This window comes from Owariibacterium komagatae (genome assembly GCF_045865535.1).
Classification (GTDB): Bacteria; Bacillota; Clostridia; order Oscillospirales; family Ruminococcaceae; genus Ruthenibacterium; species Ruthenibacterium komagatae.
The window spans coordinates 993,226-1,007,613 of the sequence record NZ_AP031406.1 but is presented as its reverse complement, the minus strand read 5'-3'; the positions used below and the strand labels follow the sequence as shown (position 1 = coordinate 1,007,613).

The 14,388-nt window shown below is 47.1% G+C and carries 15 protein-coding genes and 1 tRNA gene; 11 read left to right on the top strand and 5 right to left on the bottom strand.

The genetic code is table 11. The features are described 5' to 3' along the window. The first annotated feature begins 37 nt into the window (after nt 1-37). Both ACKTS9_RS05070 and ACKTS9_RS05065 read left to right on the top strand, forming a co-directional pair. Nucleotides 38-514: a CBS domain-containing protein gene (locus tag ACKTS9_RS05070; RefSeq protein WP_349216399.1), complete on the top strand. Its 477-nt coding sequence runs from the start codon at nt 38-40 to the stop codon at nt 512-514. Nucleotides 515-562: 48 nt separating this feature from the next. Then, a tRNA-Pro gene (locus ACKTS9_RS05065) sits at nt 563-639 on the top strand. 61 nt (nt 640-700) lie between these two features. Here the strand turns inward: ACKTS9_RS05065 and ACKTS9_RS05060 are convergent. The 4 genes from ACKTS9_RS05060 to ACKTS9_RS05045 form a co-directional block, all read right to left on the bottom strand. Continuing rightward, a complete protein-coding gene (locus ACKTS9_RS05060; RefSeq protein WP_407879379.1) occupies nt 701-1,921 on the bottom strand; it encodes a tyrosine-type recombinase/integrase in 1,221 nt (406 codons plus the stop codon). A 64-nt stretch (nt 1,922-1,985) separates the two neighbouring features. Next, nucleotides 1,986-2,219: a helix-turn-helix domain-containing protein gene (locus ACKTS9_RS05055; protein WP_407879377.1), complete on the bottom strand. Its 234-nt coding sequence runs from the start codon at nt 2,217-2,219 to the stop codon at nt 1,986-1,988. Nucleotides 2,220-2,308: 89 nt separating this feature from the next. Then, nucleotides 2,309-3,997 (bottom strand): hypothetical protein, encoded by a 1,689-nt coding sequence (locus tag ACKTS9_RS05050; RefSeq protein ID WP_407879375.1) that lies wholly within the window; start codon nt 3,995-3,997, stop codon nt 2,309-2,311. A gap of 4 nt (nt 3,998-4,001) precedes the next feature. Continuing rightward, complete coding sequence (locus tag ACKTS9_RS05045) at nt 4,002-4,595, bottom strand: hypothetical protein (protein WP_407879373.1); 594 nt, start codon at nt 4,593-4,595, stop codon at nt 4,002-4,004. Between the two features lie 249 nt (nt 4,596-4,844). Here ACKTS9_RS05045 and ACKTS9_RS05040 point away from each other — a divergent pair, with 249 nt between their 5' ends. The 7 genes from ACKTS9_RS05040 to ACKTS9_RS05010 all read left to right on the top strand — a co-directional run bounded on the left by ACKTS9_RS05040 (nt 4,845) and on the right by ACKTS9_RS05010 (nt 11,901). Then, a complete protein-coding gene (locus tag ACKTS9_RS05040; RefSeq protein ID WP_407879371.1) occupies nt 4,845-6,668 on the top strand; it encodes a hypothetical protein in 1,824 nt (607 codons plus the stop codon). A 466-nt stretch (nt 6,669-7,134) separates the two neighbouring features. Next, nucleotides 7,135-8,280 carry a hypothetical protein gene (locus ACKTS9_RS05035; protein WP_407879369.1) on the top strand — a complete coding sequence of 382 codons (1,146 nt, stop codon included), beginning with the start codon at nt 7,135-7,137 and terminating at the stop codon, nt 8,278-8,280. 194 nt (nt 8,281-8,474) lie between these two features. Continuing rightward, complete coding sequence (locus tag ACKTS9_RS05030) at nt 8,475-8,696, top strand: helix-turn-helix domain-containing protein (protein WP_407879367.1); 222 nt, start codon at nt 8,475-8,477, stop codon at nt 8,694-8,696. Between the two features lie 191 nt (nt 8,697-8,887). Further along, complete coding sequence (locus ACKTS9_RS05025) at nt 8,888-9,997, top strand: amidoligase family protein (RefSeq protein ID WP_407879365.1); 1,110 nt, start codon at nt 8,888-8,890, stop codon at nt 9,995-9,997. Nucleotides 9,998-10,000: 3 nt separating this feature from the next. Beyond that, nucleotides 10,001-10,981: a class II glutamine amidotransferase gene (locus ACKTS9_RS05020; protein WP_407879363.1), complete on the top strand. Its 981-nt coding sequence runs from the start codon at nt 10,001-10,003 to the stop codon at nt 10,979-10,981. A 55-nt stretch (nt 10,982-11,036) separates the two neighbouring features. Then, entirely contained in the window at nt 11,037-11,585 is a 549-nt protein-coding gene (locus tag ACKTS9_RS05015; protein ID WP_407879361.1) for a recombinase family protein, read from the top strand. Between the two features lie 163 nt (nt 11,586-11,748). Then, nucleotides 11,749-11,901, top strand: coding sequence for a hypothetical protein (locus tag ACKTS9_RS05010; protein ID WP_407879359.1), 153 nt, complete (start codon nt 11,749-11,751; stop codon nt 11,899-11,901). Between the two features lie 111 nt (nt 11,902-12,012). On the opposite strand, the gene ACKTS9_RS05005 is transcribed toward ACKTS9_RS05010, so the two are convergent. Beyond that, complete coding sequence (locus ACKTS9_RS05005) at nt 12,013-12,312, bottom strand: helix-turn-helix domain-containing protein (RefSeq protein ID WP_349216677.1); 300 nt, start codon at nt 12,310-12,312, stop codon at nt 12,013-12,015. 182 nt (nt 12,313-12,494) lie between these two features. Here ACKTS9_RS05005 and ACKTS9_RS05000 point away from each other — a divergent pair, with 182 nt between their 5' ends. After that, nucleotides 12,495-13,442 (top strand): helix-turn-helix transcriptional regulator, encoded by a 948-nt coding sequence (locus ACKTS9_RS05000; RefSeq protein ID WP_407879357.1) that lies wholly within the window; start codon nt 12,495-12,497, stop codon nt 13,440-13,442. Further along, a complete protein-coding gene (locus ACKTS9_RS04995; protein ID WP_407879355.1) occupies nt 13,388-14,344 on the top strand; it encodes a hypothetical protein in 957 nt (318 codons plus the stop codon). Before ACKTS9_RS05000 ends, ACKTS9_RS04995 begins: the two co-directional genes overlap by 55 nt. The last annotated feature ends 44 nt before the right edge of the window (nt 14,345-14,388 follow it).

The following is a 14,388-nucleotide window of genomic DNA, read 5'->3' as shown; positions in this document are numbered from 1 at the left end:
GTTTTGACGTAACCGCGAGAAAAGGAACTTGGTGACCATGAATCTATTGTTTTTCTTGACGCCGAAAGCAGAAGTGGCGTACTTATACGATGATTTTACTGTCCGGCAGGCGCTGGAGAAAATGGAATATCATCGTTATTCTTCCATTCCCATTTTAAATCGGAAAGGGGAATATGTAGGGACTATTACAGAGGGCGATTTGCTCTGGGCCATTAAGCGAACACATAATCTGAATTTGCAGGAGGCAGAAGATATGCCTCTGATGAGTGTTCCCCGTAAGCACGATTATCAGTGTGTCTCCGTGGATACGGATATGGAGAAACTGATTGCGGCAGCTATGAAACAGAACTTTGTACCGGTGATCGATGGCAAAGAAAGCTTTATTGGCATTGTAAAACGCAACAGCATTATCCAGTTTTGCTATGATCGCTATAAGCAGGCGGAAAATTGTGTCGGATATGGGGCCGAAAGAAGAATTCGTTCACAATTCTCGCAAAAAAATATTGACAATTGATTTCGAATCCGCTATAATAATTTTTGCCGTCAGAAAAGACGGCAATGTCCGGGTGTAGCGCAGTTTGGTAGCGCGCTTGAATGGGGTTCAAGAGGCCGTGAGTTCGACTCTCGCCACTCGGACCAAGAGAAAACCACGTAGATACGCTGTTTTATGGCGATTTCTACGTGGTTTTTTCATTAGCTTTTACTCATCATTTTGGACTTGACCACGATTTTGACCATTTTTGTAATGGTCTGTGGTGATCCCTGTTAATCTCTGAATACTGTTTCTGCGCTTTGCGGGAAGCGCATGAGAGTAAATATCGCCGGTAATCCGGATGGTTGTGTGCCCCAACCAGTCAGATACAACTTTCAACGGAATATCCTGCTCCAATGCGCGGGTTGCAAAGGTGTGGCGCAAAGAATGTAGTGTGAAATTGGGCTCTTCGACCTCACTGATATCTTTGTGGAGTTCTTCGGCTCGGATGATACGCATTTGTTTTCGGATGAGTGCTAAGGTCTGTGCGACATGAGGCCGTTCCAATATTTGTCCGGTTTTGGTTGCGAAAATTAAATTGAGATCTGTGTAGGCGTTTCCGAGACGTTTTTTCTCCGCGTTTTGCAGTTCACGCTGACGTTTCAAAATTTCGATTGCTTCATCCAGAAGCTCCATATCACGAGAACGCTTTGTCTTGGTTGGTGCGAAGACCATATGCGAGATGTCGTTATCATCGCGTTCCCGTCGTACGGCTTTTGTGATATGAAGAATCTTGTTTTCAAAATCCACATTATCCCACGTGAGTCCCAGTGCTTCTCCTGGTCGCAATCCTGTTGCAATTTGCAGCATAAAGAGATTGGCGAGCCTCTGTCCGCGCAGCGCACGGATAAACAGTTGCTGATCTTCAACACTCAAAACACGCGCGTTTTTAGACTGCTGCCGAGGCAGGATGACCGCTTTTGCCGGATTTTTGGCGAGCAGACCATTCTCGACCGCTTGATCCAAAGCGGCGCTTAAGATACAGTGTGTGATTTTTATGGTGCGTTTTCTCCCGCTTTGGGCAAGCTCGTTGATCGCAAGCTGAATCATATCGGTATTCAAATCGGCAAGATAGGATTTCCCGATAGCGGTTTTGATATGTACCAGGGCAAATCGGTAGTTATCGTATGTCGTTTTGGCGACTTCATTGCGTTTGTAATTTGAAAGCCAATGGTCTAGCCATTTTCCCAGTTCCCATTTTTCACCAGTGAGTTGCACGCCGTCTTCCAGCAATGTAAGACCATTCTTGATTTTCTGGCGTACTTCGGACTGTGTTTTGCCGTAAAAAGTTTTATACTGCGGCTTGCCGGTGCTTGGATTACGTCCGAGAAGAACGCGGCCTTCCCAGCGTCCATCATTTCGATGATAAATGTTGTTGTACTTTGCCATTTTCTTCTCCTGCCTTTTTTCATAAGATAGGGGGCAGATTTTTCTGCCCCCCCCTGCGTTGTTTTTAGTGCATGGCCTGTGAATCGATCCACCGTAGGAATCGATCTCGCGGAATAATGTATTTGCGGGGCGACAGCTGCACCAGAGGAAAATCTTTCCGATGCACCAGATATCCGACGCTGGTCTTGGACAGGCCAAGAATCCGCTGAATGTCCGCAACGGTCAAGAGAAGAGGAAGATCAAAAAACTGATTCTCTTTTGTGGGCTGATTTTGCTTACCTTGTTGCATATCGTTCATGACATAACCTCCTAATATATGTAATGTCATTTCAATAATATACCTTACAGAAGCGCCTAGTTGCGGCGCGTAATGCATGGAGTCGGGTTTCACTGATGAGACAAGACGTCCACAAGCCGTGTCCAGCTGATCTGGACGCCTCGTGTCCCACCGATGTTTCGAGTGACCTTGCCATCACAGTCCGGGATTAAGATGCCCGGAGGTAAAAGTGTTTGACGCAGCTTGGCATACGTAGCATGCAGTCCGCGTTCCTCCAGTGTCCGCATCAAAATGTTCGAATGAAAGCAGACAAATACCTCCCCACGGCCAGAGGTGTATTTGAAAGCATCGCAGTGTGATGGAAATGCAAGGTGTATGCTCGGTACGATTCGCAGCGTACCGCTGCGGACCAGATCGGCAATGGTTCGCGCAAACACGTTGGGATCATTCTGCTCGCGAAGGCGGGATAACAGGACAAGCTGCCGATTATACAGTTGGTTCAACTGCTCATGAACAGTTGAACGCCATTTGGCGGCAATCTCTTCTTCCCAGAGTTTCAAGCTGTCAAAATAATCCAACAGCAAATCGCCCGCCATATGGAAAAACGCGATGTGCGAAGCAACACGAGGGCTTTCCAGTTGATGGCTTCCCTCCAGATGAGTGGCCTGCTGTGTACGCGTTTGGAGCCAGGTATCTAGGTCTTGATTCATCACTAGCCATCGGGTAAAATTAAACCAAAAGGCTTCAAGCCGGTGGTGACTATCATCTAGGCAATCATTCAAAGCGGAAAAATCGATCCGATCGGCCCCAATTTTGAGAACGATGCCGCGATTGGCGACCGACTCTGCTTGAAATCCGGCTTCAGCTGTGCCTACGAAATAGCAGCAAGCCGGTTTTTCAGCGCGACCAAACACCCCTCGAGTCGCGTGATTGGTGCTGCTACGTATCAAGGAATCAATCAGTGCTGTCTGCCGCCCTGAAAGCGTAGTTCCCTCGGTGATGGCTTTATCATCGATGATACAAACGGTGTCCTGCAGCTGTTGTATCCTGTTGCTTGCATATGCAACGGTACTGCTGGCGGGGATGGTGCATGATTTCAGCCCGCTGTCCCGATTGTATAGGCAGCACAAAGTCTGTACCAAGCTCGTTTTCCCGGCGCTCGATCGGCCTACCACCCAGAGCCATCCTTCGGGAATGCGGCCGAGGGCCTGTAGCCGACTAGAAAGCAGTCCCAGAATGTTAGACAGGCAAAGAGGCAGACTCAAATGCGGCACACTGCAGAGGACATGAGTGAACCATCCGGCAATCTGCTGTTCAGTCAGCTCCTGAGCAAGGGATACCCGTAGCGCGATTTCCTGTGGCAGTGATACTTGCCCTTCCAGTTCCGGCGGAAGAATTAACCGGTCACCGAACAAAAAATAGTATGTATCGTTGACTTGATTCCAGCCGTTCTTGCTGGGGGTATAGGTAACAGGCAATTCCAACGAGGAGAGTTGCTGCTGAACCAACTCCAGAAAGCACTCATGATGCATTCGAATTGGTGGACACAAGCGGAAGGCCGGAGGCAAGGTGTCCCATGCCAACTTGCGAAGACCGCGTTCCGTCTGATTGCTCAGCACGGTTTTAGCCGTGCTGGTGGACAGCTGCAGATCAAAGTGAACTTGGTCGCCTTCATCCGTGCGCTCGATGCGCGCGTTGGAAACCTGTGGCCAAAAAGTGAACAGTTTCTGTAGTTCCTTTTTGCCCGCAACCGTTTTATACGTGCCATCACTTTTCCGAATGTATTCAGATGTGGCCATTTTTTCACCCCTCTTCGTGTTCGTCCTCGGGTTTCTGATCGTCAAGGATCCGCCAATTCTTGTCCGGAAGCACGTAGCCGTCCGGCCGAGGCTTCCGATGAGGAACAGTGCGGTCAAGGTTACCTCCTTGAAACAGCCACCGACCACGTGACAGGAGGGTGTCCGTTCCACCAAATGCCAAATCTTGGAAGGCTTCAGCTGCTTGCCCTCGGCGAATTGCCTCAGACATTATGAGTGCAACCTGCCGGGAGGTATTCTCGAGTTCCGCCTGGTTTCGTGCTCTCCGCTCCTGAGCTACAGCACTAAGAAGTCCAGCTGCGTGCAGTTGCCACGATTCCAGTTCTTTTTGGGCGTGTGTCAGCTCCTGCTGTTTGGCCTGAAACTTCTCTTCGGCCTTGCGCAGACGTTTTTTCCAGTTCTTTTTTTTCGGATGTTTAGACAGTGCTGGCTCTTCCCGGCTGGCAAAGCAATCAAGCGGTTTGTAATCCTCATAGTCGTGCTCTTCTTCGGTGGCCAGAGGAATGTCGGCTGTTAAGCCCGACGACAGCTCGGTCCAATCAATAGGTTGCATGGGGATAAACAGGTCGTTTTTTTTCATTGACAAGCTCTCCTTTTCAATAAAAAAGATGATGTGCCAAGCCCGGACTTAACAGATCATCTGGTTGATGCTTCGGGTTGCCGGCTAAACTTATTTTACAGTGTTGTATAGACCTTTGACAGAGGAGTCAACTTGTAGTTTGTTTATACTAACTTTTTCTATTCTACAAATGAGAAAAAAACGGAATAACTTTATCAGAGTGTATTGGCTAAGGAAAGACAACAGAACTTAAAGAATGAGGGATGGTTGATGAAAGAGGAAAAAAGCAATAAAGCAAGTGAAAGACGAAAAAACAATCTGGAATTTAAAATGAATTTCGAACCTTTATATATTGAGCTTACCCAAGAGGCAGAAGCATGCTATAAAGCATTACAAGTCACTCCATATAATGAAAGCCTGACGGAGCCGTTTTCAAAAGATGTATACTTCAAATCTTTGTGGGATAAAGCGCATACATATTATGAAGAAAATTCATTGTTAGAGCCCTGTGAAGTGAAATTTACAGTTGCAAATAAAACATACACAGGAATATTGTACAGTTGTTCGGTAGAACACCAATCGCGGGTTCATTGCGGCGGTATTTGTAGTGAATGCACTAAGGTATATTTTGTTAAAGATGAAGGTTTGGATATAGAAGTTGGATCTAACATCGAATTCTTTAAGGATACAAATAAGGAGGATACAAATAAGAAGGGTACAAACAAGAAGGGTACAAAAAAGCATACCCTTATAGTTGGTGGTATAGTAGAAGACAACGACCTTGAGGCAGCTCAAAAAAAAGAAAAAAAGAAGATAATTTTGGGTAATAAGAAAACTTTTTGTGGCCTCTTTGATTCACTAGACTATGATGTATTGTTTGAGGACGAAATTTGGAAGACAGTGGTAGAACTGAAAAATAGTTTAAAAGATGTGCAGCGAAATACGAAATCCAACAGTTCTCTTAGAAGTGATGATGTATTCTATTGGTATCCGCTTTGGTGCGAAACGGCGCTTTATTTTGCAGAATCAGTTAATGTTGAAAAGAATATCTGGAGACGCTATCTCCCCAAAAAATTTCCCTTTAGTGAAGAAAAGCTGGGTAAGGAGTGTTGGTTTTCTAACGGATATTACCAAGCATATACCTCGTGGTTTGATCGGGGCAAGGAAAAAAAGAATTATCAGAAAGTGGTACGCTTTTTATTTGTGTTACTAGAGTCTGCACCAGAAAGCAGAGTGGATAATTTCCTGCTGTTCGAATATCGGACGCGTCTACTCAGTTGCATGTTTGGAATTGATAATATTAACACGTTAGGGATGCTCCGAGATGCTGAGCGGAGAGGGTGGTTGAGAAAAGGAACGTTTATAAAAGTAAGTTCTGAAGCATATTTGTCGTTCCTGTTGTCTTCATTTGAAAGTCTGTTAAAGGAGGGGACTGAGAGTAAGCACCAAAAGACGATATCTGAAAAGAACGAGAAAGAGCTAATTGATGCATTCTCAGGAGGGTATTTTATTCCGTTCGATCGGAACCTCAGAAGAAACTTTGATGTGGCATATCTTTTAACAGGGCATTTTGCTGCAGAAAAGGAGCAACGCGCCTTTTGGAGTGATATGCTGATACTGCTGTGGGCAAGGCCGAGTTTGTATGAGCTGATAAAAAATAACCATGGTACATTACCTAATAAAAGTTTGCTTGAAACAGAATCAGAAGAAGTGAAGATGAGATTTGCCCGTATCGTTGAACATAAAGCTACTTTTGAAGAGGACTTTAAAAATAGAATTGATCAAATATTTAATTATGAAGTTCCTCAAATTGAAGTGGATGAGAACGGAGATTATGAAGGGGGAATGTTCAATGAATTTCCGGAAGAGGAACATGATTATGGTCTGCTGGATTTAGTGGCCCAAAAGGCGCTCTCTACTTGGGAGCAAAATGACAAGTTGCTTTATCATACCTTGCGCTACCTGCAAATGGTATTTCCAGACGAGAAATACTTACATACGGGTTTATTAAAATGGGAAGAAAGAGTGTTGGATATAAAAAAAGAAACACCATGGTATGATTGGCTTTGGTCAAGATGGCAAAAGAAAAACTAATGGGTTGGTATATGATAGTGTGCTCGTATTCTGAGAGAAGTGTAATTTTGTAATAATTTACACTTTTACATCAGTTACTCATGTCAAATGAATTCAAATTGTCAGCATTTTGTACTTAGTGAAGAATAGGCTATTAGTGTTGAGTGGTAGAAAACACAGAATTAAAAATAACCGAGAAGCAAAGTGTAATCGATGAGTAAGCGTCTGTCGAAAGGCAGACGCTTATTTTTTTATTCAACTCTAACAAATTATGTAAGGAAACATACGGTCTCCTCAATTACCTACATGTTCGCCGCTAATAACAAAATACACAAAGAACACAAATATAATAAAGAAATATACAGTGGATAAGTAAAGCACTCCATATGAATGAGGGTATGAATAGAATCGAAGTAAGTTAATCCATATAAATACGTATGATGAGAAAGAATAAAGACAATAAAACACGGAAGGGAGAGCTATATAAATGAGTAATGGCTATGAGCTGTATGAAAACCAATTTGGTGTTCACACGCTTGAATTGAATTTAAAGTTATCTGGTTTTGACGAATATCGGGAGTGTGCAGCTAAGCTGTATAGCGAAGGCAGTGAGATTATAGGCGAGACAGGAAAAGGCGTATGGCAGCAGAAGGACGGAACGATTTGCGATTATCGTACATACGGAATCCGCTTACATCTGGAAAAGAGGGATTTTGTCTGGCTCAAGCTGGTGGTCTCCCCGCGGAATCTGATCGGAGATCGGAATCCGCTTGGCGTTACAAAAATCACTGCAGAGGTTAAGAGACAGCTGAAAGAGAGAATTCAGGGATTTCTGGACACCCGAGGATTACCGTACCGGACAGGACAATTTCGGCTGTCGAGAATTGACTTGTGTACAAATATTCTGTTCGAAGAAGAATCCATGCCGACAACGATCATACGGCTTTTAAACAGGACGCCGCCCAAAGGCGAATATCATCGGGTCAGCTTTTCATCGGCTGAGTCGGAATACGGTATGGAAGCCTACGAAAAAAATATGCACTCCTATATGATTGCACTGCAGCAGGAGTGTATTAAAGTATATGACAAAGTGTACGAAGTGCAGAAAAACGGCAGGTTGCCCGATTTTTCAATGGATAAAGGGTTACTTCGGATCGAGGTTACATTGAAGAGAGACGCCATCATAAAATGGTTGGCTAAAAATGCAGTGCGGGATACGGATGCAATAGGTCAGGTCCAATTATTCTCGGATGCATCGCAGCGGCTGATTTGCAGAATGCTGAGAAAGGCACTGCCGTATGGTGTCTATCTGAAAAGGAGCGAAGTGAAAAAACGAATTCGGAAATCCGGGTTTTCCGACAGGATCTGTGCAGACATGCTGGAAGTGGTCGAGATGTACCGTCTGTGTAAAGATCCGCAGTCGGCCCGAGAGCGAATCCTACAGTGTGTTGTAGGGGTTTACAAGCATCCAAAGCGGCAGTACAGAGAGCTGATGGAGCGTTTTGAACAGGTGATGCTTCAGCCGGTACCGCTGTCGAAGAAAGACCCGGACATCATCTATACTCCGCTTATATATCTGGAACTCGTGTCAGGATTGCAGCCAAAGGCAGGTTCAGACGGTGTAAACATATAATTTTTGCAGAATTACACCTAAAATGAAAGAGCAATTTAAAGTTAACCAATGAGCCTCAACGCACTCTGTGAAGCACTTAGGGAAAAACACTACACAGATACTGCGCAAAACATGGTGAAACTGATGGAAATTGGTGAAACGGTATGGGATACCGTAATTACGAGCAATTTTACAAAGAAAGAAGGAAGAACTATATGGCAATGATTTATGATGCGGATACAGAACAGGTCCGGGAAGAAACAGAAGATCCCCGTGCCATGCTGCGTCCGGCTGAGGTAGCTGATCTGTTGGATTTACATGTGAATACCGTCTACCGCCTGTTCCGGAATCAGATCGTTCCGGCATTCAAGCTGGGCGGAAGCTGGAGAATTTACAAAAAGGACCTGATCGGCTTCATCGAAAAACACTCCGGCTGACTCCCGCAACCACGCAGATCTGAAACATATATCATTTTTCTGAAGATAGAAAAAGGAGGAATGAATATGTTCGCAAAAAAGATATTCCTGCCCTGAACAAGGCGGTCATCGAGGCGGCATTGACCTTTGCGGTCGCCGTCCTGATGGCCGCTTCCGACTGTTTTCTCAAAAACAAAAAGGAGTAGGAAAAAATGAGCCAAATTGTTTGTACCGAATGTGGAGCAGAGCTCCGCCCGGAAACAGCCCTGTATGTGGGCGACGAAGCCGTCTGTCCGTCCTGTGCCGAAACGGACACCACTGTCTGCAGTTACTGCGGCGAGCGCATCTGGCGCGAACACGATGCCGGAGACAGTGATACGCCTTTGTGCGAATCCTGTTACGATTCGCACTACACCCGCTGCGTCCGATGTGGCCGCCTGATCTCGTTCTCATCCGCGTATTATCAGGAAGACGATGACGATGAAACATCCCCCTATTGTGAAGATTGTTTCCATGAAGCCGGACAAGCCATCCACTGCTACTCGTACAAACCGATTCCGGTTTTCTACGGAGACGGACCCATGTACATGGGCGTGGAGCTGGAAGTGGACGATGGCGGAAAGGATTCCGGCAACGCCCGCAAAATTCTCTCCGTGTTCAACCGGAACGCAGAATACGGATACATCAAGTCAGACGGAAGTCTGGATGACGGGCTGGAGCTTGTGACCCATCCCTGTACACTCAAAGCACACTTGCAGGAAGTCCCGTGGGAAGAAACATTGGAGAAAATCCGCTCTCTCGGATATTTCTCCCATCAGGCTTCGACCTGCGGACTCCATGTCCATGTGAACCGCAGCTTCTTCGGAAATACCAGTGCGCAGCAGGATGAACGCATTGGTAATGTACTGTATCTGTTCGAGCGGTTCTGGCAGGAGCTGCTTCGCTTTTCCCGGCGCACCCAGCGTCAGGTCGAGCAATGGGCCGCACGATACGGATACAAAGACACCGGCCGGGAAATTCTGGAACATGCCAAGAAGTCCTATCAGGGACGATACACATGCGTGAATCTGACCAACGCCAATACCATCGAGTTCCGCATCTTCCGCGGCACACTCAAATACAATACACTGATCGCCACACTGCAGTTTGTAGAGAAACTGTGCAGTGCGGCGATTTCTTTGTCTCAGGAAGAATTGCAGGCATTGTCCTGGAGTGACCTCATGCTGGGGATCCGGGAACAGCAATACCCGGAGCTGGTACAGTATCTGAAAGAGCGCCGTCTGTACATCAATGAACCGGTAAATGCGGAAGGCGAGGTGTGACAGATGTGCGGACTGTTTGGATTCAGTGACCCGAAGCACACTCTGACCCAGAAGCAGATTCGAAGATTGACGGGCAGCCTTGCCACGGCCAGCGAGCAGCGCGGGACGGACGCCAGCGGGATCGCCTATGTGCAGGGGCAGACGCTTCGGATCTACAAGCGGCCGCTTCCCGCTCATTCCATGACGTGGCTCGTCCCGGCCCATACGACCGCAGTCATGGGACACACCCGAATGACCACGCAGGGAAACAGTGCCTTCAACCCCAACAACCATCCCTTTCCGGGTATATGCGGAGATACCCGCTTCGCTTTGGCACACAACGGCGTGTTGCACAATGACGATGTGCTGAAAAAGCGCTTCCATCTTCCCAAGACAAACATCCAGACGGACAGCTATGTGGCAGTGCAGCTTCTGGAGCAGGACGGACGGCTGGATGCCGAGACCATCGGAAATACAGCTGCCCGGCTGGAAGGTTCGTTCTCCCTGACAATTCTCAATCAGTTCAATCATTTGTATCTGGTCAAGGGAAACAGCCCGCTCTGCATTTACCGGTTTGAAAACGGCCTGATCTGTTATGCCAGCACCGCAGATATCCTGAAAGAAGCCCTTGCCCGGTGCGGTTTTCTGCCGAGCAGTAAGGAGATCGTCAGTCTGTCCGAAGGGGACATCCTGTGTATCCGCCCGGACGGACGGCTGCAGATGAGCCGCTTTGATACGTCCAATCTGCAAAAACATCTGCGCTGGTGGGACTGTGGCAACTATGACTGCTGGATGCCCCAAAGCCGCCGTCTTTACCGAAAGGATCTGCGCACCTCTCTGGATACTCTGATGGAAACCGCCTGCAATATGGGATTTCTGGAAGACGATGTATTTCTTCTGCTCGAGGAAGGATTCGATGAAAGTGATATTGAAGAACTGCTGAATATGCCGGGAGCGTTTTACGATGCCATTGCAGAAACTGTCTATGCACGGATGGATGAATAACAGCAAAAAAGAAAGCCCGCAGGCTTTCTTTTTTACCGAAGAGAGGATGAAGTTTATGTTGATCGGGTATGTCCGCGTCAGTACCGCGGAACAGAACAGTGCCCGTCAGGAAGTTCTGATGCGGGAACTGGGCGTGGAGAAAGTGTATCTTGATAAGGCCAGCGGCAAAAATGCGAACCGTCCCCAGCTGCAGGAGATGCTGACTTTCGCACGGCAGGGCGATACCATCGTGGTAGAGAGCATCAGCCGCATTGCCAGAAACACCCGGGATCTGTTGGAGCTGATGGAACAGCTGAACGTCAAGGGCATCGGGTTCGTCAGTAAGAAAGAAGCCATTGATACGACCACGCCCACGGGAAAATTTATGCTGACGGTATTTGCCGCCGTGGCCGAACTGGAGCGGGAGTACATCCTGCAGCGGCAGCGGGAAGGCATTGCCATCGCCAAACAGGCTGGAAAATACAAGGGACGCAAGCCCATCGACCGGACGGCTCTGCAACCTGTTTTAGACGAATACCGCAAAGGCAATCTGACCGCCACGCAGGCCATGCGGAAGATGAAGGTCAGCAAGAGTACGTTTTACCGGGTTGCGGCTGCAGATTAAAATTCTTTTCCCGCACTCTTCTTCAGGAGAAACGCTCGTCTTTTAACGCGTTGTATGTTATTTTATCAAGTGGGCAGATCCCGGATTGTACGGATCTTTTATTCTGCGCTTTCAGAGCAACTGATTTGGATTTCGTGACTCGCATGGGAGAGGAGCTTATTATATGGAAGTGACACCTGATTTATTGGTATTATTGAAACAGCTTTTGGAGTTCTGCAGCCGAGAGGCTGAAAAAAGGAAAGAAGATCCTCAGGCCGAGGAACAGTTGAATGCCATTGTTGCTCAGATCAAGAAAATTCTGGAAGCGATGGAATAACAAAATGGAACGATGCGCAGGCATCGTTCCTTTTTTATGCTCGCAGCTTAACAACTGCAGACGGGCAGACCGTATCATGGAAGAAGGACAGAAAATGGCTGAACCGGATGATCATTGCTTGTATATGGCATCGATCTTCTGAACAAAATCTTCGAGAACTTCACGCAGCTGTTTCTGCACGGGATCATCGCGCGCTTCATCCAGAGACTGGACCAGATCTGAGATGGAAATGCCAAAGGCCTTTGCCAGTTTGTCCAGAGTCTCAATGGTTGCCCGGTTGCTTCCCTTTTCCAAAAGAACAATATACGATACATGAAGATCGGCATACTCGGCAAGATTTTCCTGCGTCCAGCCATGTGCCTGACGGAGCGACCTTATTTTTTTACCCAGTGCGACTGTAATATCACTCATAACTCGATACCTCCTGCTGAGTGTACCATGAATATATGAGTGATATTAAGAGAACATAGTAGAATTTGTCGTGAATATATGATAGAATTGTTGCAAATATAGAGAAAATAATATAGATTTTGCCGGTTGGACAGTTTTGGGGTATGCACTTGTGCTAAAATGACTGTGGAGGCGAAAAAAAGATGGCGGATACCGATAAAAACACGCGCCTTTTAGAATTGTACATCATGCTTACCCGGGGCGAAGCTCTGCGAAAAGGCGAGCTTGCGCGAAAATTCGGGGTGGCCGAAAAGAGCATTCAGCGAGACATTGAAGACCTTCGGAATTTTTTTACTCTTTCCGGCGAATCCCGGTGTCTGGTATATGATGCAAAAACGCGCGCTTATGTTCTGAGGGCAGATCAAGCAACAGCACTGACCAACAGCGAGGTGCTGGCCGTAGCCAAAATCCTGCTGGAAAGCCGCAGCATGGTATGCGATGAAATGTTCCCCATCCTGGATAAACTGGTGCGCTGCTGCACTCCGAGAGAAAGCCTGAAGCAGGTGCAGTCGCTGATTGCCAATGAGAAATTCCACTATGTCGAGCCGCATCACGGAAAAATGTTTGTGGAGCAGCTGTGGACAATCGGCACTGCGGTCGAAAACCATCAGGTTCTGGAGATCACCTATCACCGCACGCACAAAAACGATATGGTCACCCGACGGGTCCAGCCGGTGGGAATCCTGTTCAGCGAGTACTATTTCTACCTTGCTGCGTTCATTGAGGGAATCGATAAGGAAGAACACTTCGAAAACCCGCAGGATCAATCCCCTACCATTTACCGCATCGACAAAATCGAAGCGCTGACCGTGACAGGTGAACATTTCCACGTTCCGTACAAGGACCGGTTTCAGGAGGGCGAGATGCGCAAGCGCATCCAGTTCATGTACGGCGGCGAGCTGCGGCGCATCCGCTTTGAGTACACCGGGCCCAGTATCGAGGCCGTGCTCGACCGGCTGCCCACCGCAAAAGTTGAGCGAAAGACGGAAACCGGCTGGCTCGTCACCGCCGAGGTGTTCGGAAAAGGAATTGACATGTGGCTTGGAAGTCAGGACGCATATATTCGCAAGATAAAAGACAGCACTATTTGAGGAGTGAAAAAACGATGAACATTGACTTTCAGCAAGCAAAGCAGCAAGCAATCTCCCATGTGAGCACGAACCGGGAATTTTGGAAGGATGCCGCGCTGATGAATCAGGTCCTGTATCTGAATGCAAAGGTAGATATCGGTGCAAATGTGGTTTGCGAGAACTGTGAGATCCGGATCGCGCCGCGTGGCTACGTTGATATCTGGCAAAAGGGGTCTCTTAATCTCAAAAACTGTGTGATAAAGGGGGCCGAGCCCGGAGAGGCGTGGCGGTCGAAAGATAAATACGGATGTCTGATTCAGAGTTCAGGCGTTTTGAAAATTGAAAACTGCAGGGTTGAGAATCTGACCATTGATTCGACTGAGCAATGGGCGGTGAACAGTACAGGACGCGTAAAGCTGGAAAAGGTGGATTTCTGCGATTGCGTTGGGAATTTTTTCAGAAGTGGTATAAATTTCCTGGCTACAGAGGTGAAAACGGAAAATTTCGCGGGTCAGTTTTTCAGCAGCCCGGAGGATCCTCTGAAGAAGCTTTTGGGAAACCGGAGTGAAGACGAGGAAGATGACCTTGGGGATGAGATTGAAGATGAGGATGAATTAGACGATGACAGCGAGGAGGAAAGGGAATATGACTGCATAGCATTTGCATGCTGCGATTTCAGCTTTGCGCCTCGGAAAAAACACCATTTTTCTGTCCCGCCTTTTATAAAAGTAACGGATTTTAATGTTATCCTGGGCTGCAATTTTACAACGCAGGGGGATTCCGACCAGTGGGATTCATGCTGCCTCTTTTTAGCAAGAAGTGATGCGGATTCGTGTGAATTCAACGATTGTGTGGAGATTTTGTCAAAGCACTCGACATTCAAAAACTGTTCGTTTGAGAATTCCACCCTGTGTCAGGATTGATTGAATACATAAATGGATACTGGTATGTTCTTTTGTCATCAGCA